We start from the raw sequence: 19767 nt of genomic DNA on the forward strand, positions 1-19767 counted from the left end.
TTTATGCTGCAAAGGTTTAAAATATTAGTGAGAAATTGAGAATGAATTCTTGAACTTTAGGCTTTTTTCAATGACAGAGTTAATGCAATCTTTAAATTCAAAATCGTTAATTGATGCATTTATTTTATAACTGTAAACAATGTGTTTTTTATCAGGACAAATACCAAGGGTTCCGTCGGCGGAATCACTGCATAGGTAATTCCCTATAAGCAGTCTTTCATAAATACTTAATCGTTCATTGTCGTTGATTGTAGAAATATAAGCGGAAATATGTATTGAAAATGTTTCTTCGATATAAATTATATTGATTTCAAGCTCATCATTGATGGCTAAAGTGACAATATTATTGTTTATGGTGAGGTTTTTATTATCGAAGTAAAAATGTATCAAAGATTTGAAATGTTCTTGCATATGACCGCCAGTAAGATTAACTATATTTAATTTTTAGTTAATCTATATGATTATTTTTCAGTCATATATCGTATTTCAATTTAAATGTAATTATCTCATCTTACCAGTTACTTCTTTGATTTTATGACTAATTGACTTGGCATTCATTTGTTTAATAGCTTGTCAATAAAAATTAGTTGTTATTAATTTTTGTGAGTGGAGTAGTAATGTTTTTGTTCAGAATACTTTCTTTCTTATATCAAAGTTATTCAGAAAATATTAATAGTTTTACTGGAGTATTATTACAGTTTTAAGTGGTGGTACCATTCATATACCCAAATTCATTGAAGGTGTAAGGTTCAGAGGGATGATTACTCCCTCTTTAACCTTGCCACAAGCGTGACGTTTTTTTAAGAGCGATGGAAACATGTATCTTCAGGTGCTGACTATCACCTTATGTCGCTGCTGTTTCCCAATCAGTGAGTATTTGCATGATTTGCATAGAATCGTCAATAGTGACACTTGGAAAACACAAAGATGTCTTACCCGTTTCTAAGGCTTCTCGTACTTGCCTGACTTGATATAAAAAAGCATTACCGTCGGCGGTGACATCAATGATTTTCTCTGTTTGCTCATACTGGCTAACACGTAATTGATTACCTGCTGCCTCCGGTAACCAAGGGTTGGAGATAATGTCGAGTTTGCCTTTTGTGCCTAATACCGTAAATGCAGCATGTAGGCCGTAATTTTCGGCCGTATGTAATTGACATATGACATCATTATTGAAACGAAATATCGCACTGCTTTCATTGATATTGCCATCTTGCCCGCGTCGGCCTTGGGCGCTTACCACGGCCTTGTCGAAAATGTTTTCACCAAAGTGCTTTTTCAAAATTAGATGCATTAATGAGGCTGGGTAGCAGCCTAAATTATACAGTGCGCCATGGCTTAAGGGATTGACAAAGTCTGCAATGGCCGCGCAATACTGCCCTGAGATGGATTTGATTTGGCCAATTGAACCTGCATCAATGACTTGGCTAATTTTTTCGGCAAAAGGGTGACAGAGGTACATGAGCCCTTCTGCAAAAAAGACATCATGTTGTTTGACTGCCTTGATGGCCTCTTGAGTTTTTTCCATATCAATGGATAAGGATTTTTCACATAGAATGGCTTTTCCGGCCTGTGAGGCTTTAATAATATATTCGTGGTGTAGATGATTTGGTAAAGCGATGTAGATGATATCTACGGCCTCATCACTGATTAATGCATCAAAATTTTGATACGTATAAGGTATGTCATACTGCTTCGAAAAAGCGTGTAAGGTATCGCTATTGCGACCTGCGACACTGTGGATTACTGTTTTACCGTCTTCAATAATGGCGTCTGCCATGACACCTGAAATAAAGCTGGTGCCCAGTATGCCCCATTTAAGTGGTTTAACCATCATTTAGTTTCCTTTTACAAGTTTATTAAGTTCAAAGGCTTGAACTAAATCGGTCAAACCCAGTTCGATGAAGGTTTGAGTATGCTTAGCGTTAAAATGTTGCTCAAATGCGGCTTCATCATCGTATCGTTCCCAAAAAATGAATCGATAGGGATCTTGTTTATCTTGAAAAGCGATGGCCATAGAGCAGCCCGTTTCACTCTCCATTGCTTCACAAAAAGTATGGATGGCATCGATGGCGACGGGTAAATCAGCGTCGGCTTTGACGCGTAACTCTGCAGTAATAAAAAGGCCTTGCTTTAACATTGTTTACTCAATTTTAGGTTAGTCAAAAAGGTTAATGACTTTATTACACCTATTTAAGTTAATAAATTCTGTTTTGGTTTAAACTTTACCAACTATAGGTTGTTAATTGAAAGCAGTTGTTCTGTGTTGAACAAGATATGAGGGGGAACATGGATAAATTAAAAAGTATGCAGGCCTTAGTGGCTGTGGTGGACTCAGGGAGCTTTTCAAAGGCCGCAGTGCGTTTATCCATTACCGCGACTATGGTGGGGAAACATATTAATGCATTAGAGGCAGCATTAGGCGTGCGATTATTGAATCGAACGACTCGTAAACAATCACTAACCGAGGGTGGTGAGCAGTATTATTTTGAATGTCGGCGTTTATTGGCTGAAATTGCAGAAGCAGAAAACGGTTTGCAGCAATTTAATCATGATCCAAAAGGTCTGATCAGAATTAACTCTCCTGTGACTTATGGTCATCAAATCCTCGCGCCAATTTTAGCTAAATTTTTACAAGCCTATTCTCAAATAAATATTGAACTTATTTTAGATAATGGCGTTATCGATCCCTTACATGATCCTTTCGATTTGGTGATCCGCATTGGCAATTTAGCCGACTCATCCTTAATCGCTCGACAGTTAGGGGAATATGATATGATATTTTGTGCATCGCCTAGTTACCTTAAGCAAGCAGGGATCCCCGACTCTATCGATGCTTTGCTATCTCATTCCTGTTTAGGTTTTCATTATGGTGATGTACAGATTAATCAGATATTACGTCATGAAACATTGGCCTTTGATAAGTCCCACACCCGTTTGATCTCAAACAGTGGATCAGCTTTAAAAGTCGCTGCAATGGCTGGCGGGGGGATTATACTACAACCAAGATTATTGCTTGCAGATAGTATCGAAACCGGGGAGTTAATCGAAGTACTCATCGATTCAGCCCCGCAACCATTACCGATAAACCTATTATATAAAAGTACCACACAACCTTTAAAAATCCGCACTTTTATTGATTTTTTACTCTCATCCTTAATTTAATTGAATACACTTCTCGATGATTGCTGGGCTTCTACTCACAATGAAAATATCTTCTTTATGGCTCGTGTTGGCATCTACAGCTGTAATGAGAACGAGGCCTTGAGCCTGAATCCAATCATCGGGTGAATAGGCCAGCGCTTGACCTGCATGTATTAAGTTTGATGTCAGTCCATCATCATTACAGAATCGATGACATTGTGTTTATCAAGAGTCAATCTACTCATCCCAATCAGCAAAATATTGCACTAGAAAATCAATAGCCAGTCGAACACGTAATGGCATAAAGCGTTTATTTTGATAAACAATCCAACTGCTGGTACCTTGTCCCCAAAAGGGTTCCAGTATAGGAATAACGTCATCACTTTCTATCGCCGTTGTAAAGGTGCTTTTTGGCATGTAAGCGATCCCCAGCCCTTTTTTGCATGCTTCTAATACGACATTGGCATTATTGCTGCGCCATTGCCCTTTGATTTTTATTCCGACTTTATTACCATCCATATTGAATTCCCACGTGTCATTATTGGAAACAATACAGTTATGGTTTTTCAGATGGTTAGGGTGTGTGGGGAGGCCATTTTCTGTCACATAATCTTTGCTAGCAACGGCCATCATGGGGCGTCTAACGAGTTTCCGAGCAACTAAACTAGAATCGGTTAATTCACCATAGCGAATGGCGAAATCGATACCATCTTCTAACAAATTCACCACACGGCTATTGAGATCTAAATCGATGTTGAGCTGAGGATACTTGGAAACAAAGGCCATTAAGGCGGGAGCAAGATAATGTTCGGCAAAGCCACCCGCTGCGCTGACTTTTAGCGTGCCGCTGAGGTCAACTTGTTTGAGGTTGACTTGCTCGTTGGCTTGCTGAAGTCCGATGACAAGGTTTTTAGCGTGTTGATAATAGGCACTGCCATTGTCTGTCAGAGTGACTAAACGAGTCGAACGGGCAAATAGCGCGCAGCCTAAACGTTCTTCTAAACGAGCAATCTGTCGACTGACATGGCTCGTGCTGCAGTTGAGTTGCTTAGCCGCTGTTGAAAAGCCGTGGGTTTCAGCCACTGTCACAAATTCAATTATTCCATCAAAGCTGTTCATCTAGCCTCTATTGTTGCTAAATAGCAATACTGTTTGACCAATTGAGCATATTAAAACTTATACTGCAATACATTATAGTAGCTTCACGGTTTGAAAAGAACCACTCAATACATAAATTCACGAGGCACTATCATGAAAAAAGTACTAATTCCTGTAACAAATCACGGAACTTTAGGCGAAACAGATCAAGCAAACGGAACCTTTTCACCAGAATTAACGCACGTTGTTCATGTTTTACAAGCGGCAGGCATTGATTATGACATTGCTTCTATTCAAGGTGGGAAAGCGCCAATTTATGGTACTGACATAGAAGGAGATGACGTTAATAGTCACATATTAGGTGATGAGGACTTTCAAAATCGTGTGAATAATACGCTTCCTGTATCTCAAGTTAACATTAGCGATTATGATGCTGTGTTTTATCCAGGAGGATTTGGCTTGTTATCGGATCTGGCTACCAATGAAGATTTTGCTAAATTAAGTGCCCAGCATTATGAAAACGGAGGCATTTTAGCCGCGGTATGTCATGGTCCAGCGGGTCTGCTGCCTATCAAACTCAGTAACGGTGAATTCTTGCTGGCTACAAAATCGGTGACAGGCTTTACCCGTGAAGAAGAAATTGATTATGGCACTATTAATGACATTCCTTTCTTAATGGAAGAAGCTTTAACTCGTAAAGCTGCGCGCTTTAATAAAGTTCAGCCTTGGGCTGCATTTGTTATTGAAGATGGTCGAGTTATTACAGGGCAAAATCCTGGCAGTGCACATGCAGTGGGTGAAGCCATCGTCAAGCAATTGAGCTAGTACTTTGAGTAAGTACTTTGAGCTAAGCCATTTGGCAATAAGTTGAGTTAACTATTTCTGAGCTAACTATTTCAAGGCTCTGTGTGAATGATCCGCAGAGCCTTATTGATTCAAAGGAAGCTGATTATAGAAGGCTGAGGTCAAAAATTTCATGTCTAATTCAGTTATCTATCCTTCTATTATGTTACTTGCAGGTATTGGTACCCCTTTTTGACTTTTGAAATATTGGAGTCGAAAAAAGCCGAAGCACGTCATTGGAAAATGGAACATTTAATATCAATATTGGCACAGTTAACGCCACTATTGTTGACAGAGGCCGTGATTAATCGATATTCAGGTTTGCGGTAGTTGTTGAGTTCTAGGGATTGGCATATTAAGTTATCACTGGCTGAAACTGACTTCAACGGATCTCTTGTAAGTCGTTCCCTATAACTCATTAAATAAAAAAGCTAAGTATTATAAATACCTTAGCTAAATCAGTTCTCCACTCATCCTTTACGGGTAATTGGGTTATTTTTTGAGTGGCTAATGACGTGACAAATTACTTGCGCAGATCAATACCTGTTGCAAGGCATGATCCATCATGAAGGGCTTTATCGATAATGACACCAACCGATGAACCAGCATGGAAAGCAGATAGCGCAACGGATAATGAGTTCTTCAGTATTTCAGGCTGGAGTTGGCTTGTTAAAAAATAAGCATAACCATGTTTACAATCACTAAGGCTAGAGTTACCACTGAAGGTAATGACAAAGCCGCCATCTTGTGCATTTGGCCAAACTCGATTAATCGTGCCTAGGTACCAAGCCGAAGTGGCAGAAATAGGTACGCTAGTGAGAAGCAAGAGTAAAAGCATGAATTTTTTTAACATGAGGTGAGTTCCCTTAATTATTATTGGATCCTTAATTGATAGCGTTTATTTTATCTTAATTATTTAGTTTTAGATAGACGTGCTACCTGTGCTGAGTAACAGGCTGTAATGGTAAAGCTTAGGGGGAAAGCGGTATTTTTAATCGGGTAAGGGGCAGGTTTTATTGCCAGTATTCATATTTAGCTGAAAATGTCCTTCTTGGGTGGCTTTTTCAGGTTGATTATTTTCATCATAATATTGAGACGTAAATGTTCCACCCATTTCATGAGTAAAGGTTAACAGGACTCGTAATTTTAATCCTTTATTTTGTTTAGGGTTATCCAGTGTAAACCATAATGTTGCTTGCATGGGGGCTGTTTTTTGATATGTATAATGGCCACTGACATTCTCTTTTTCAGCCTCATTTACTTTAGCACCTTTAAAAGGCAGTGCACAAAATGTTGTCGCATTACTGAATACATTATAAAGGGAGCTATGTAATGTCGGGTGACCATATAGTGTCTGTCCATGATTAATGGTGACTTCTCCCGTTAAAATAGTGCCTGCTAACGTATTGGGCGTATCTTTTTGGAATGCTTCTTCATGCTGTAATCCATACCCTATGACTAAAACAAGCAAGAGCACACTGATAACTGAGATGACAATACGTAACATAATTTTCCTCTTTAAATGGTTATAAACTTAAAAATATTATGGGCATTACTATTTTTTAGGCTTTATGGCATGTTTAAAAATTAACAGTGCCAACAAAATAATGATTGCCGCAAGCACTAGCACATAAGCCGGGGCGATTGACGTCTCACCCCATTTGATACTACTGAGTAAAATAAGCGGTGCAAGCCCTCCTATGATCCCAAAGCCTAGATTATAAGATAAACCGATACCGGAATAGCGAACCTGATGGGGGAAAAACTCTGCAAACATAGCAGGGATATTTCCCCAGCATAACCCAACAAGCAGTGCACTGACGAATAACACCATAGGGTAAAAAATAAAGTGATGAATATAAATATAAAAAATAGGGAAAGCGAATACACATGTGCCGATAATAAGCAATATTAACAATGAGACTCTATTGTTCACTTTATCGGATATCCAACCAAAAAAGATACAGCTTAAAGCGGATATGAACACAAATAGCGCGCTTATCCATATAAGGTTATCAGAGGTATATCCCAGAATTTTGGTTAAATAAACGGGCAGGAAAGTAAATAAACTAATGATAATGAGTGCGCCAAAGCCTGTTAATAAAGCCCCTAAAATGGAGATCTGCCAATACTTTTTAATTACTTCGATTAAAGGAAAAGGCTGCTGAGGGTTTAAATAAGGATGAAACTCTGGAATTTCAATTAATTTTTTTCTCAAATAAAAGGCTATAATACCAAAGATGCCACCAATGAAAAAAGGGATCCTCCATGCCCAATTTAAGATACTTTCATGGGGAAAGAAATACTTCAACCCTCCTAAAACAAGGTAGCCTGTTGTGATCCCACTGATCAGAAAACAAAAAATAATGCCATTGGTCACTCCCTTTTTGTTAGGAAAAAACTCACTAATATAGGTAATTGCTCCCGGAATTTCACCGCCAATTGAAAAGCCTTGTAACATTTTGCATGCAACGAGTAACAGCGGAGCAAAAATACCGATACTGTTATAACTAGGAATTAATCCAATGCAAAAAGTACCGATTGCCATGATAAGGACTGAAACAGTAAAAGCATGTTTACGTCCGTAGACATCACCAAAATGGCCAAAAATAATTCCCCCAAGAGGTCTGGCGAAATAACTCACTGAAAAAGTAGCAAAAGCCGCGAGCAGTCCATTGATATTCGCATCGACTGGAAAAAAGATGGTCGCAATGTAACCGGCTAATAAGGCCGATATAATAAAATCATAAAATTCAAGTAATCCGCCGACACTACAAAGCAACAGAATTTTTCGTTGATGGGGCTTGGCTTGTGTCAACATGGCCTGCGCTCGAAATTCAATACAATTACAGTAAAGGTAGTCTATTTTTTAGCAATATATAGCCTGTACTGTGTAGACACAGAATGACGAACATAAGCTTTGCCCGTTCTAGCTTTGCTCAATTGGTGATTTTCCTTCTCATCATTGTTTTTTAGTCTAAGATTACTGAGTGTAATATTCATTTTGAAACTGAAATATGAAGAAGATCAATATTGAACGTCGAACTTTATTAACCTATTTCCCTCTCGCTTTTTCTGGTCTAGTTTTATTACATTCGGGTTTAACGTCATTGTCAATTGCTGTGCCGACTTCTTCCAAGCAAACTTTTGAGTCTCTGTCTATGTGGTTATGCGGATTTGATTCCTTAGATGAAAAGCTGCTGAATGCATATCAAATGGATTTAACAAGAAGTTTCGGTGAAGAAAAAATAAAGCGCTGCTTACAATCATTTGACGATTATATCCTTCTTGAGGGGCGTTATCCATTAAACCCAAATAATGCTGAGACATTTATGAAACAAAATCAAAAGGTTTGCCAAGAAATTCTCACTCTTTGGTATACGGGGCTTTTACAGAATAAGCAAGCTGATCCCGTATTAAAGGCTTACGCCTATGTTAATGCTCTGCAATGGAGAGCGGCAGGAGTCACAGCGAAAAGTATACCTGATTTCGGTTGGCATTTACCCCTTTAATGTATTTATTTGTGTCGAATGTGAAGAGGTGAATATGGAGACTGTTGATGCTGATGTGATTATTGTAGGCTCTGGTGTCGCAGGTTCCCTTACTGCATACAAATTAGCTCAAGCTGGATTAAGTGTGATTATACTTGAGTCGGGTCCTTATATTACAAGTAGAGAAAAACATGTAGAAAAGTATCGTTCATCATTATTAAAAACGCCTGAATCTGCTTATTTTGATAATCCTATGTCTCCGAGGCCAACATCAGATAATCCGAATGGGTATTATATTCAGGCAGGTAGAGAAACTTTTACCAGTACTTATGAGAGAGTCGTCGGGGGATCGACTTGGCATTGGCTAGGCACTGCACTTAGGCTTTTACCTGAAGATTTTAAGATGTACTCAAAGTATCAGCAAGCAGCAGATTGGCCGCTTGATTATTCAGAACTTGAATCTTTCTATTCACTGGCTGAGCATGAACTTAAAGTATCTGGTAATAGTCAATATGATTTAGGATCGCCTCGAAAAAAAGATTATTTTTCTTCAGAAATCAAGCAAAGTTACTTAGACACTGTGTTACACAAATCATTACTGGGTCGAAAAATAGATGGGATTTCGCTTGATGTAAGAGCGACTCCACAAGCGAGGGCATCTTGGTGTCAAGGAAATGCGAGTTGTATACCTATTTGTCCAATAGGAGCAAAATATGATGCGACTCAGCATGTTGACATGGCGACAAAACTTGGGGTCAAAGTCATCGATAAAGCGGTTGTCCATCGTCTTGATGTTGACGCAAACCAAAAAGTAGAGGCTGTGCGTTATTTAGATTGGCATGGAAAAGAGCATAAAGTGTTCGGACGTTGCTATGTGTTAGCTGCAAATGCAATCGAAACACCTAAAATCTTGCTTATGTCAAAATCAAAATATACACCTAATGGCGTCGCCAATAGCAGTGACTTAGTCGGGCGTAATTTGATGGATCATCCAGCATATTTAAGCTGGGCATTAACCAAAGAGCCGCTTTATCCTTTCAGAGGGCCGCTAAGCACTTCAGGAATAGAAACGACTCGGCATGGGGATTTTCGTACGAAACGAGCAGCATTTCGAATTGAAATAGGTAACGATGGGTGGTGGTGGCCCACTGGTGCCCCTAATACTGATAGTATTGAATTGATTAATCGAAATTCCTATGGGACTGAATTGAAACTGGATCTTAAAAATCGAATACAACATCAGTTAAGATTAACCGGGCTAGTGGAGCAACTTCCGAATAAAAATAATCGTGTTACCTTGAGTCAAGGCCATTTAGATAAGCTTGGATTACCAAGACCTGAAATTAGTTATCAGATCGGAGACTATGAACGTTTAGCACTCGTGAAAGTAAAACAATTTCATGATTATATTTTTGATACTTTAGGTGTGAGTGAGGTCCATCATCATGAAGGTTATGTAGGAAGTGGCCATATCATGGGCACTTATAAGATGGGAACTGATGCACAGACATCTGTCGTTAATGCTGATAGCCGAAGCCATGATCATCAAAATTTATTTTTACTCGGCTCTGGCGTTTTCCCAAGTGTTGGTGCAGCTAATCCAAGTTTAACCATTGCAGCATTAGCACTTTTTGCCGTAGAGAGCATTCTTAAGGATTTTGGGCAGATCAGAACATCCAAGCAAGTTTAATGTTTCTTATCTTGTGGTTATGCCGCATATTAGAATAGATTTGTCTCAGATAGAGACAGTGTCAAAAAGGTTCTCTTGATAACATTTTCAATGTTCTTAATTATTTTTGTGTAGAGGAATAGGCAGAGTGCTATTTATTTAACTCAGTATAGGATTGATTTATTCTTGTTAGAAAAAAGGTCACTGGCATGGGACGGAATAATTATTTATTTAAGGTACGCTGCTTTTGTTGGAAGCGCCAAAAGCTTAAAATAAACGATTGACGTTATCGATGTTTTTTAAGAGAGTCGCTTGTTATACGCTGCCTTCTGCTCCTACAACTACGCTCCTTACTTTACCTTGTGGATGAGCTACACGCTATGGGTCTAGGACTCAATCAAGAACGTTAGGGCTTGGGAGGATTTTGTCGGCACGATTTCAGTGACTTCGTAACTTGCTAGATGCTCACGATGAAACGGGTCTTGTGTCAATATTTGATCTAATGTCGCTCGGTCTTTTACAGTAGCAATGATAACACCACCAGTACGAGGCTCTTTTCGGCCCGAGAGTTGAAAGTGCCCTAATTGATATTGCTCATTTAAAAAATGAACATGCTCAGAAATAAAGGGGTCGACTTTTTCAATTGGTTTGATATAGGTGAGTGAAACAATAAACATAGTGATACCTTACTTGAAACATTAGAGTGATGTGACTAGCACATCACCTTAGTATAATGTGTAGGCTTTAAATCAGGTGCGGCTCTTTATTGGTTTCAATCACCCGTTTGACGGTTGCTCCACCTATATCCTCACAAGTTTTACCGTTATCAAAGTCCAGCTTGACTGCCTCACCTCTGACGACTGGGCGAACAAAACGCCAAGGCCAAAAACCAAAACGTTGTGAGCCGATATAATTGACGACAGCATTTGCTCCTAAGGCATTAGCTTCATCAGCGAAGGCCGGTAATATGTCAGTGACACTACCATAAGTGCCTTTGCCTATTTTAATATTCTGAATTTGTTCATACTTTATATTCGCTGGGGTTCCCGTGACCAGACAGATATCGAGCGGCTCACCAGCACTTGCAGAAGCTGCACTCAGCATTAATACTGCGCCTATTCCTAGGTTTTTCATTATTATTATTCCTTGATGTTTTGCACTTATGTAAAATAGAGTAAAATCGAGAAAAAGTATTACCCAAATATGCGGGTATGTGCTTTTAAAATCAACTATATGATAATCCTATCACACTTGAGTCGCTTATTGCAGCGTTCGAGTAAGCCTGTTCATTATTCATACTTGTGCTGAAAGCAACGGATTACTGCTGAGGTTACTCATACTCTTAGTCTTGTTTTCTGTTTTAGTTCTGTGTTCATGTACCTCCTACCTTGAATAAGGTCTATGATTTTAAAGTAAATCAGCGCAATGAATTATTTGTTTTTTAAATAATGCGCTAATACTTTGCATCCTAAAATAATAAATGTGTAAGGAATTAAAATAACTGTCCAAATAGAGGCTTGTAGCGGCCAGCCAATTATCCATTTGGGGCCGTAAAAAGGTTACTATTGAAAAAAGTGATGTTATTTTACTTTATCTAATAAATGATATTGAGTTACATAGAATTATTAAAAATTATTAATATATAGTTACATTTTTAGTTTGTTTTGAAAAAGTAATATCTATATCCTCCATCAAATTAAATTAGTGGTTAATTTATGACCTTTTGTAATGGTTGTTTCTAGTATTGGAGAAATGTATGTTTATCAAAAATTTTAGGTTGATGCTTGTTTGCTTGAGCCTATTAAGCTTATCGTCGATAAGTTACGGGGCGAGTAACACTAAAGTTTGGGATTTTGATGTCAATCTCGATCCTAGTCCTATGCAAAGGTCAGATTTTACTTTTGAAGTAACCGATTTTTCAGGTAAATGTGGTAAAGAAAGTGAAGTAAACTTAATTTATGAAGATAAAACAATAGCGAGTCTCAATAATTTGGGAGAGAAAGCTTTTTTTAACGAACATAATAAACCAATATCAATTAGCATGAAAGCTAGAGGGTGTAGCTCACAGGATACGGCTTATGTCACAATAGATTTAACTTCACAAGATAGTGATAACCAGACCATTAAACATGGAGAACTGGTCCTAGGTCAGCAAAAACAGGGTAGTAGTTGGGCCCGACAAACGGCTGTGAGCTCGATGCCAGGGACAGACTATGAACTATGGGCAGAAAAAGATGGAAAGGAAATACTACTGACTACCGCTCAAATTCCCGGTTTATCCGGCATATTTTGTCGCTTAGTATATATATCAACAGTGCCCAATTTTAGGGCTGTTGAGTGCGATATTTCCTTAAGCTCCTTGAGTTTAGATGACCTAGAATATTCTGTTGACAATATATTAGGACACTATCAATTATCAAGCACTTATACCTTTGATCAAATGCCTATATTTGTTCAATCAACGGGAGGGAAAGGGGGAAAAGGAGGGGTGGATAATTATTGGGAAGCCAATTTAACACACCAAGACGGTGGCGATGCAGGTTATAGTGAGCTAGTCACTTATGGAGAAGCTCTCCGTAATATAGATCCAGAAGGGGTGATTAATATCCTGTATGGTTTAAATGGTGATAATGGTCTATCTACACAATCTGAAAAACAAGGAACTGGTGGCGCAGGTGGCTCTTCAACAATGATATGGATGGGGAACAATCAAAATCCTAAACACAATAATACACTCCTAATTGCAGCAGGTGGTGGCGGCGGTCAATACAACAAGAGTTCATCCTCGTCTAGTAGTAAGGGGTCAAATGGATCGGTGATCTTTGCTTTTCAAACAATAGCAGAAAAGGCGTATGGACAAGATTACAATCTGAAAAAGGATGAGTTTGTACACAGATCTTATTCCAATGAAGAGATATATTATTTGTCCAGTGAGGGCAATGAAGTCATTGATAAGGATGAAATTAAGGAGTGTGATGAGTCTACTGATTGTATAACGGGAAAACAAACAGGTTATTATGCGGCGAATAATCCTGAGAGAATGAATCGGATATCAATTGGAGGCAAAGGTGGAGGTAACAGATATGACCTCACCGGTTCGACGGATAATAATACAAAGTGGGCCAAAACAGGTTGGAGTAATTCGGGCGACTTCGATGAAAGTCTAAATGACTATTTTAACGATTATTTTGATGAAGGAAGAGGTGCAGGCTACCCTCAAAATACTAGTGGTAGTGGTGGTGGAGGTTATGGTGGTGGCGGCTCATCTGCGGGAGGTAAAGCAGGTGGTAGTTATAGAATAAACATTGATTTTTATCGTGATGTCAGTGCTCAGGAAGTTGATTTTATCCACGAGCTCAGGGGGGACTACAAAGATATGGATAATCGTGCAGTCAAGATGACTTTTTTAATTGAACTATTTTAATTGAACTATCACTTAATGGTTGAGGATTTAAAGTTGAGCATTAAATGACAAGCCTATGTACGAGAGGCTGCTATCTTAAGATGGCAGCCTTTGGTCGAGCGCGTATGATTATAAAAGTAACTTTAAATTAGTCGGTTAACTTAATTTTAACAAAATCAATACAAAACAAAAAATCAGCAACAGGAGAGAAGTGACGTAGTCACCTCTTTGGGTGATAAGTCAGGATTTTTATTACTGTTGACGGCTAAATAGCAGGTTGGCTCCGGACATGGCTAAAAAGATAGCGCAGGCCTTATTAAACCGCTTTGCCATCTTAGGATTAGCAAACCAATGCCTCAAATATAGGCCAAATACGGCATAAATAGATATTGCTGCCAACTCTAGTAATAAAAACGCACAACCCAATACAAAAAATTGTTCATTTACACTCGCAGATACATCCACAAATTGTGGAAAGAAGGCGGTAAAGATTAAAATCGCTTTAGGGTTACCGATTGCTAACATTAATTCCTGCTTAGCTAGACCGAAACGATTCTGAGTTGTATCGATGTCAGTCACTGGACTTGCTGTTGAACGCCATAGATTGAAAGCAATCCAAAGTAAGTAGGCAGCGCCCAATAGTTTGATGGTGAAAAACAAGGTTTCAGATGCATATAGTACAACAGCTAAACCTGAAGCGGCTAAGGCAATCATTGCCGAGAATGCTGTAATTCGACCCAAGCCAGCGATGAGTGCAGATTTGAAGCCGTAGCAACGGGCATTATTCATCGACAGAAGGTTATTCGGCCCCGGTGCCATGTTGAGTGCAAAGCATGCTGGGATAAAGAAAAGTAATGTCCAGATTTCCACAATGTTTCCTTCAAAAAGCCGCAATATTGAGGATAAAATGTTTGGCTAGCATTAACGACGAAGGAGTAAAAGTCAACTCTTTTTTCTTTTTAAACAATTTGTTATGTTTATGTTGATAGCAACTTTTCCTTGATCAAATTGCTATATGAATCACTATAATGCGTTTCATAGGGAATTTCATCGAAATGAGCTCAATTTCCCTCAATATTACAGGCCTACATGCCACATACATAAACTCTCGATAGGTAGACAGCAATCCTGACATATAGGGTCCTCTTGCAGAGGGTAGTAACACTCAAGGGCTTTTTCATGAGGTTTTAAAAATAATGCTTCAAATTGATCAAAGTCAATTTGGTAGTTTGGTTATTATTTATCACCAAGGCCTGTTATGACCTTGGTTAGATTTCTACGCTTAAAACAAGTTAAAGCGGAATTGACGATAGTGGAGTGTTCATATGTCTTGGTTGTTTTTGTTTTCAAATATCAATGTAAATGATAATGGCGATTGATTTTCAGTAACCATATTTGCCCATTTAGGTTCATCTTCATAAGAATTAGTGATACCTAACAAACCAGTCTTTAAACTTTGTCCAATTTCAAGTAATAGAAATCCCATATTATTGCCATCATAATTTGATTTTTCGAAATCAACTCCCATCATTAATTCATCGGGTTTAAAATCCCATTCAACACTTAATATTACTGACTTTTCCTTTAATAATTTAAAATAGTTATTGGCTTCTCCATCTATTAGGAGTTTTTGGTCATCCCAATTAGGATCACCACTAATTACAATATCGTGTAAAGTATTATTTTTAACTGTTACAAATGGGAAGTTTTTTTTAGTATTCATTTTATATACCTTTAAAGTCATTATGTTACATGATTATTGATGAACCTCTTCTCTACACATATTACCTCTATCTCAGTTTACTTTAGATATGAGGAGTTAATTACTCATTATTTCCCAGATACTAACGCTTCAATTAGCCGATGCGTTAGCTGGTGCTGCATGGTTTTATCAGGCATATTTTGATTTTATTTAAGCCCAGAATTAATGGCTGCTAATATGCAAATGATTAAGATCAAGGAAGCTATATAGATGTAGTCGCTCTTAAAATAGCTGAAACTTCCTTTCTCAAAAAACTCATAATCACCAAGTTTAGATATGATTATCTTTGGTACAATCATAAAGAGAGGTAGAAACATTGATACAAATATAACCCCCCACGTATAGATTGTAGGCTTACCAAGCCCATACCATAGCCACATACCAATTGGTGCTAAGATTCCTAACGTCCAAAAAAATGTAAGATTTGGCTTAACTTCGTTTCCATACTTCTCACTAATTTTTCGAAAAGCTACTTTTTGACCCAATACTTGAACGCGCTTTCCAATAACTATGGAAATGGAAGAGACAGTAGCTACATGAATCTCTAGTTCGGTATAACTTAAGCCAATGTTCGATGTTAGGTAAGTTACAGGTTCAACAATTATCGAACGATAGAAACCCAACCCACTTAATATAAACCCTTTCCATGCCACTATTTTTTTAGACAGTTCTGCAAGAGAGCTAAGCGAAAGAATAAAACTCGTAACCATTACAACTCTGGTTAATGCGTTTCCTTCATTAAAGGACTTCTTTAGCTCCTTAATTTCTTTGTTCAAATCTAGCAAAAAGTACTCCCTGTTAAAGAGACCTAACCTTTATAAAGTGCATCTGTTCGTTTATTCATAATAGTAAGGAATTAATACTAATTATATGAATATTATAAATAATAATATTATTTAAACATCACCCATTGATACTAAAATCATTTTAATTAACAGAACAATCTCACCGTTTTTTAAAAAGGGAATATTTCGAAGAAACACACGGGCTTTACTTTTTCTTTGGCTCCTAACACCCTGTGTAGATGCGGCTGGATGCCTTCGACTTCAAGGTGAAGATTATAGTGGTAATAGCTTTGAGCGAGAGACATCGGCCGTTCCTTAGCATCCCTGCTACCACGGCATTCATAAATCCGTTTATATCAACGTCGAACTGGCTGTTAGATAGGGATATCATTAGGACGAGCAGTCCTCCTTGCCCCTACTCTTTATTACAAGAAGGAATAGAAATCCACGATCTTAGCCTTCGCTGGAGACGATAAATACCCATCAAAGAAGAATATTTAATAACCTGCATCAATATCAACAAATGCGCTGTTTTGCTAGTGGCTGTTATTTTTATCTCCCCATCGGAGTAGCTAAAATGATTAAATCAAAAATCGCGTGATTAAGGCATGGATGCCGCAATAGCCTTAGTTGAGACAGGGATGACGAATATGAGGCAATAGCGATTATTGTCAATTTAATCATGAAGCGCTTTACTTCGTCGGGGCAGCAGGGTGATCCAAGAGGGGATTGCTGTGGATCCCCTTTTGGCCCAGTTCACCGCAGGTGAAAGATAAAAATCTCATTAGGACGAGCAGTCCTCCTAATCCCACTTTTTATTACAAGAAGGAATGGGAATTCACGATCTTCCATTAAGCGAAGCTTAATTTACAAAGCTCCTGTGTGGATGGAAATCCACGACGTTTATTAAGCTTCGCTTAATCACAAGGTGCCAACGAGTTGTCACTCTAACAACTCGCCTACTCCCCATTCCAAGCCGACTTTGTCGCCGCATCAAAAAAGCGCTGCCTGTTCTTCGGCGTGTCTTTAGGCTCAGACTCGCCAAAAATAGCGCGGATCCAATGCCCGTCTGTGGGGTTGGGCATTAGAATAAATTTACTGCCAAATAAATCTTTATCTTCTTCCATCAAACGGGTACGTTCATCCACACTTTGGCTGTAATATTTACGCTGAAAGTCATTCAGATTATCTCCAAGCAAGACCACCACATCATAGTCTTGCATGATTTTGTGTTGCGCAGGTTCTTTATTGGAGGCATCACGCTGCACGATAAGGTGTTTTTTATCAACAAAGGGGAAGCCTAAGTGGGTTAAATTACCTTTGGCATACTCATAGGTGTTGTCTCCTTGGTCGCGATTACTGACATAAAAGACATCAACGCCTTTTGACTGACAGTATGTCACAAAATCCAGCGCACCGGGTGTGGCGGTATAACGATTTTTGGGGACCCATTCATCCCAAATGGGATCGTTAAAAAAGGCGTTATTGTGCGCAATCATATAGCCCCAATAGTTGCTGGCATTGAGCAAAGTATCATCTAAGTCAGAAATCACGGCTAAGGGTTTGTCACCGGCTTTGTGTTTGGCAAGTGCTAAATCCACTTGCATTTTAGCCATATTAAAAGCTTGGTAATAAAGGGCTTTGTATTCTGCCGCCGTTTGTTTCCAAGCGACAGCCGAAATCAGCAGGTTATCAGTATTCTTGGGGGGCTTATTGATCATGTTTTCTGATGTCGTATTGGGGTGACTATTGTTGTTCATACTGTTGCTAATATTATCAGTGGTACTGCTCGATTGAGCTGGGGCGGCTAGGGTGACGGGTATAACGAAAGCGCTTGCGAGCAATGCACTCAATAATGATGGGACAAGCCGTGATGTTTTTTTCATAAGGAAATGTGAGCTGATGACTTTTTGAGAATATCCTGTCGTGAATCGTCGGTGGATGCAAGACATGGCAAAAATTAAGCTTTTTTTATTGAGGAATAGGTAGAAATGTATCAATGAGTGTGAAAAAAAATGGCAGACTATACGAATAAATTGTTGCCCATATCCACTGTTATTCTGGAAGCAAAGATAGGGGCAATCGTCGTGGTTTACTTGTTGAAGCTGTTAATGCAAAGAGGCGGTTAGAGTTTCATTTCCGGTACATACTCAGGCACCACTAACTCGCCAGCGGTTTTTTGCTTAATCTCATCAACGGACACACCAGGGGCACGCTCCACAAGATGAAAAGCACCGTCTTTAATATCCATTAAGGCTAAATCTGTTAATACGTGTTTAATGCAGCCAAATCCGGTTAGGGGCAGTTCGCATTTGGGCAATAATTTTGAGTTGCCTTTTTTGTCGGCGTGCATCATGGTGACGATAATATTATCGGCGCCTGCCACCAGATCCATGGCACCGCCCATGCCTTTAATGAGTTTACCTGGGATCATCCAAGAGGCAATAGAGCCTTGCACGTCCACCTCAAAGGCGCCCAGTACCGTTAAGTCCACATGACCCCCTCGGATCATGGCAAAGCTCTCGGCAGAGGAGAAAAAAGAGGCCCCATCAACAGCGGTAACAGTCTGCTTGCCCGCATTAATTAAATCAGCATCGATGGTATCTTCAGTGGGGAATGCGCCCATGCCAAGCAAGCCATTTTCAGATTGCAGCATCACTTGAATGCCATCTGGAATATAGTTTGCCACTAAGGTGGGAATGCCTATCCCTAAGTTAACATAGAAGCCATCTTTGAGCTCTTGCGACACACGTTGTGCCATTTGTTCTCTGGTTAATGCCATAATAAATCGATTCCTATTAAGATAACTTAAGCAGAAGCTTTTACTGTTGATTGTACGGTACGTTGTTCGATGCGTTTTTCAAATGTGCCTTGAATAACACGGTTCACATAAATACCTGGCGTGTGGATATGATCAGGATCCAGCTCTCCGGGCTCAACAATATGCTCAGCTTCAACAACAGTGATTTTGCCCGCCGTTGCCATCATTGGGTTAAAATTGGCAGCGGTTTTGCGAAAGACTAAATTGCCCATGGTATCGGCTTTCCAAGCCCTAATTAACGCAAAGTCTGCGGTGAGTGAAGGTTCAAGTACATAATGGTGGCCGTTGATTTCTCGTGTTTCTTTATTCTCGGCAATGGGAGTGCCATACCCTGTGGCAGTGAAAAAGGCGGGAATGCCTGCGCCACCGGCCCGAATTTTCTCGGCTAATGTGCCTTGAGGGGTAAGGATCACATTCAGCTCTCCCGATAACATTTGTCGTTCAAAGGTGGCATTTTCACCCACATAAGAGGCGATCATGGTATCGATTTGTCTGTGTTTTAGCAGCAGTCCTAAGCCGAAGTCATCGACACCTGCATTGTTGGAAATGGCTGTTAATCCTTTGGTGTTCATTGTCACCATTTGATTAATGAGACCTTCGGGGATCCCACATAGGCCAAAACCACCCACCATGATGGTCATGTTATCGCTCAAACCCGCCATTGCGTCTTCATAGCTGGTTACAACTTTATTGAGTCCCGCCATTTTTTATTCTCTCTTTGTTGTGAGGGTGAGGTTTAGGATTATTGATG

General features: G+C 39.2%; 21 protein-coding genes. 6 read left to right on the top strand and 15 right to left on the bottom strand.

All coding sequences use genetic code 11. The features are described from left to right. Positions 1–24: 24 nt before the first annotated feature. The 3 genes from Q0779_RS02265 to Q0779_RS02275 all read right to left on the bottom strand — a co-directional run bounded on the left by Q0779_RS02265 (position 25) and on the right by Q0779_RS02275 (position 2140). On the bottom strand, positions 25–411 hold the full coding sequence (locus tag Q0779_RS02265) for a CesT family type III secretion system chaperone (protein WP_298769049.1): 387 nt from the start codon (positions 409–411) through the stop codon (positions 25–27). A 433-nt stretch (positions 412–844) separates the two neighbouring features. Then, positions 845–1837 carry a Gfo/Idh/MocA family oxidoreductase gene (locus Q0779_RS02270; protein ID WP_298769051.1) on the bottom strand — a complete coding sequence of 331 codons (993 nt, stop codon included), beginning with the start codon at positions 1835–1837 and terminating at the stop codon, positions 845–847. Then, complete coding sequence (locus Q0779_RS02275; protein ID WP_298769053.1) at positions 1838–2140, bottom strand: antibiotic biosynthesis monooxygenase; 303 nt, start codon at positions 2138–2140, stop codon at positions 1838–1840. Between the two features lie 149 nt (positions 2141–2289). On the opposite strand from Q0779_RS02275, the gene Q0779_RS02280 reads away from it, so the two are divergent. Then, positions 2290–3165 (top strand): LysR family transcriptional regulator, encoded by an 876-nt coding sequence (locus Q0779_RS02280; protein WP_298769055.1) that lies wholly within the window; start codon positions 2290–2292, stop codon positions 3163–3165. A 216-nt stretch (positions 3166–3381) separates the two neighbouring features. Here the strand turns inward: Q0779_RS02280 and Q0779_RS02285 are convergent, their stop codons facing one another. After that, a complete protein-coding gene (locus tag Q0779_RS02285) occupies positions 3382–4263 on the bottom strand; it encodes a LysR family transcriptional regulator (RefSeq protein WP_298769057.1) in 882 nt (293 codons plus the stop codon). Positions 4264–4395: 132 nt separating this feature from the next. Between Q0779_RS02285 and Q0779_RS02290 the strand changes: the two genes are divergently transcribed. Both Q0779_RS02290 and Q0779_RS02295 read left to right on the top strand, forming a co-directional pair. Continuing rightward, positions 4396–5067: a type 1 glutamine amidotransferase domain-containing protein gene (locus tag Q0779_RS02290; protein ID WP_298769059.1), complete on the top strand. Its 672-nt coding sequence runs from the start codon at positions 4396–4398 to the stop codon at positions 5065–5067. A gap of 210 nt (positions 5068–5277) precedes the next feature. Then, positions 5278–5415, top strand: a complete 138-nt coding sequence (locus tag Q0779_RS02295; RefSeq protein ID WP_298769060.1) for a hypothetical protein — start codon at positions 5278–5280, stop codon at positions 5413–5415. Positions 5416–5608: 193 nt separating this feature from the next. Here the strand turns inward: Q0779_RS02295 and Q0779_RS02300 are convergent, their stop codons facing one another. From Q0779_RS02300 to Q0779_RS02310, 3 genes are all read right to left on the bottom strand, one after another. Next, positions 5609–5938 (bottom strand): hypothetical protein, encoded by a 330-nt coding sequence (locus tag Q0779_RS02300; RefSeq protein ID WP_298769062.1) that lies wholly within the window; start codon positions 5936–5938, stop codon positions 5609–5611. Positions 5939–6076: 138 nt separating this feature from the next. Further along, positions 6077–6592, bottom strand: a complete 516-nt coding sequence (locus tag Q0779_RS02305; protein ID WP_298769063.1) for a hypothetical protein — start codon at positions 6590–6592, stop codon at positions 6077–6079. Positions 6593–6640: 48 nt separating this feature from the next. Continuing rightward, positions 6641–7906: an MFS transporter gene (locus Q0779_RS02310; RefSeq protein ID WP_298769065.1), complete on the bottom strand. Its 1266-nt coding sequence runs from the start codon at positions 7904–7906 to the stop codon at positions 6641–6643. A 196-nt stretch (positions 7907–8102) separates the two neighbouring features. Between Q0779_RS02310 and Q0779_RS02315 the strand changes: the two genes are divergently transcribed. After that, positions 8103–8597: a sugar dehydrogenase complex small subunit gene (locus tag Q0779_RS02315; protein ID WP_298769067.1), complete on the top strand. Its 495-nt coding sequence runs from the start codon at positions 8103–8105 to the stop codon at positions 8595–8597. 34 nt (positions 8598–8631) lie between these two features. Further along, positions 8632–10266: a GMC family oxidoreductase gene (locus Q0779_RS02320; RefSeq protein WP_298769069.1), complete on the top strand. Its 1635-nt coding sequence runs from the start codon at positions 8632–8634 to the stop codon at positions 10264–10266. A 365-nt stretch (positions 10267–10631) separates the two neighbouring features. On the opposite strand, the gene Q0779_RS02325 is transcribed toward Q0779_RS02320, so the two are convergent. Both Q0779_RS02325 and Q0779_RS02330 read right to left on the bottom strand, forming a co-directional pair. Then, positions 10632–10922, bottom strand: coding sequence for a YciI family protein (locus Q0779_RS02325; RefSeq protein ID WP_298769071.1), 291 nt, complete (start codon positions 10920–10922; stop codon positions 10632–10634). A 67-nt stretch (positions 10923–10989) separates the two neighbouring features. Next, positions 10990–11379: a hypothetical protein gene (locus Q0779_RS02330; protein WP_298769073.1), complete on the bottom strand. Its 390-nt coding sequence runs from the start codon at positions 11377–11379 to the stop codon at positions 10990–10992. A gap of 622 nt (positions 11380–12001) precedes the next feature. Here Q0779_RS02330 and Q0779_RS02335 point away from each other — a divergent pair. After that, positions 12002–13669 (top strand): hypothetical protein, encoded by a 1668-nt coding sequence (locus tag Q0779_RS02335; protein WP_298769076.1) that lies wholly within the window; start codon positions 12002–12004, stop codon positions 13667–13669. A gap of 231 nt (positions 13670–13900) precedes the next feature. Here the strand turns inward: Q0779_RS02335 and Q0779_RS02340 are convergent, their stop codons facing one another. From Q0779_RS02340 to Q0779_RS02365, 6 genes are all read right to left on the bottom strand, one after another. Further along, on the bottom strand, positions 13901–14518 hold the full coding sequence (locus Q0779_RS02340; protein WP_298769079.1) for a LysE family translocator: 618 nt from the start codon (positions 14516–14518) through the stop codon (positions 13901–13903). Between the two features lie 451 nt (positions 14519–14969). Continuing rightward, a complete protein-coding gene (locus tag Q0779_RS02345; RefSeq protein ID WP_298769082.1) occupies positions 14970–15371 on the bottom strand; it encodes a hypothetical protein in 402 nt (133 codons plus the stop codon). Positions 15372–15556: 185 nt separating this feature from the next. Next, on the bottom strand, positions 15557–16195 hold the full coding sequence (locus tag Q0779_RS02350) for a hypothetical protein (RefSeq protein ID WP_298769084.1): 639 nt from the start codon (positions 16193–16195) through the stop codon (positions 15557–15559). A 959-nt stretch (positions 16196–17154) separates the two neighbouring features. Beyond that, positions 17155–18081, bottom strand: coding sequence for a 5'-nucleotidase, lipoprotein e(P4) family (locus tag Q0779_RS02355; protein ID WP_298769086.1), 927 nt, complete (start codon positions 18079–18081; stop codon positions 17155–17157). Between the two features lie 239 nt (positions 18082–18320). Then, positions 18321–18977 (bottom strand): 3-oxoacid CoA-transferase subunit B, encoded by a 657-nt coding sequence (locus Q0779_RS02360; protein ID WP_298769088.1) that lies wholly within the window; start codon positions 18975–18977, stop codon positions 18321–18323. Positions 18978–19003: 26 nt separating this feature from the next. After that, positions 19004–19720 carry a CoA transferase subunit A gene (locus Q0779_RS02365; RefSeq protein WP_298769091.1) on the bottom strand — a complete coding sequence of 239 codons (717 nt, stop codon included), beginning with the start codon at positions 19718–19720 and terminating at the stop codon, positions 19004–19006. Between the last annotated feature and the right edge of the window lie 47 nt (positions 19721–19767).

The organism is uncultured Shewanella sp. (assembly GCF_947491715.1).
GTDB lineage: Bacteria > Pseudomonadota > Gammaproteobacteria > Enterobacterales > Shewanellaceae > Shewanella.

Excerpts from the sequence above, each read along its gene's own strand:
- Q0779_RS02315 (WP_298769067.1), top strand. The coding sequence starts at position 8,103 with ATGAAGAAGATCAATATTGAACGTCGAACTTTATTAACCTATTTCCCT.
- Q0779_RS02365 (WP_298769091.1), bottom strand. The coding sequence starts at position 19,720 with ATGGCGGGACTCAATAAAGTTGTAACCAGCTATGAAGACGCAATGGCG.
- Q0779_RS02275 (WP_298769053.1), bottom strand. The coding sequence starts at position 2,140 with ATGTTAAAGCAAGGCCTTTTTATTACTGCAGAGTTACGCGTCAAAGCC.
- Q0779_RS02325 (WP_298769071.1), bottom strand. The coding sequence starts at position 10,922 with ATGTTTATTGTTTCACTCACCTATATCAAACCAATTGAAAAAGTCGAC.
- Q0779_RS02300 (WP_298769062.1), bottom strand. The coding sequence starts at position 5,938 with ATGTTAAAAAAATTCATGCTTTTACTCTTGCTTCTCACTAGCGTACCT.
- Q0779_RS02330 (WP_298769073.1), bottom strand. The coding sequence starts at position 11,379 with ATGAAAAACCTAGGAATAGGCGCAGTATTAATGCTGAGTGCAGCTTCT.
- Q0779_RS02280 (WP_298769055.1), top strand. The coding sequence starts at position 2,290 with ATGGATAAATTAAAAAGTATGCAGGCCTTAGTGGCTGTGGTGGACTCA.
- Q0779_RS02320 (WP_298769069.1), top strand. The coding sequence starts at position 8,632 with ATGGAGACTGTTGATGCTGATGTGATTATTGTAGGCTCTGGTGTCGCA.
- Q0779_RS02345 (WP_298769082.1), bottom strand. The coding sequence starts at position 15,371 with ATGAATACTAAAAAAAACTTCCCATTTGTAACAGTTAAAAATAATACT.
- Q0779_RS02290 (WP_298769059.1), top strand. The coding sequence starts at position 4,396 with ATGAAAAAAGTACTAATTCCTGTAACAAATCACGGAACTTTAGGCGAA.
- Q0779_RS02265 (WP_298769049.1), bottom strand. The coding sequence starts at position 411 with ATGCAAGAACATTTCAAATCTTTGATACATTTTTACTTCGATAATAAA.
- Q0779_RS02310 (WP_298769065.1), bottom strand. The coding sequence starts at position 7,906 with ATGTTGACACAAGCCAAGCCCCATCAACGAAAAATTCTGTTGCTTTGT.
- Q0779_RS02355 (WP_298769086.1), bottom strand. The coding sequence starts at position 18,081 with ATGAAAAAAACATCACGGCTTGTCCCATCATTATTGAGTGCATTGCTC.
- Q0779_RS02285 (WP_298769057.1), bottom strand. The coding sequence starts at position 4,263 with ATGAACAGCTTTGATGGAATAATTGAATTTGTGACAGTGGCTGAAACC.
- Q0779_RS02360 (WP_298769088.1), bottom strand. The coding sequence starts at position 18,977 with ATGGCATTAACCAGAGAACAAATGGCACAACGTGTGTCGCAAGAGCTC.
- Q0779_RS02335 (WP_298769076.1), top strand. The coding sequence starts at position 12,002 with ATGTTTATCAAAAATTTTAGGTTGATGCTTGTTTGCTTGAGCCTATTA.
- Q0779_RS02270 (WP_298769051.1), bottom strand. The coding sequence starts at position 1,837 with ATGATGGTTAAACCACTTAAATGGGGCATACTGGGCACCAGCTTTATT.
- Q0779_RS02305 (WP_298769063.1), bottom strand. The coding sequence starts at position 6,592 with ATGTTACGTATTGTCATCTCAGTTATCAGTGTGCTCTTGCTTGTTTTA.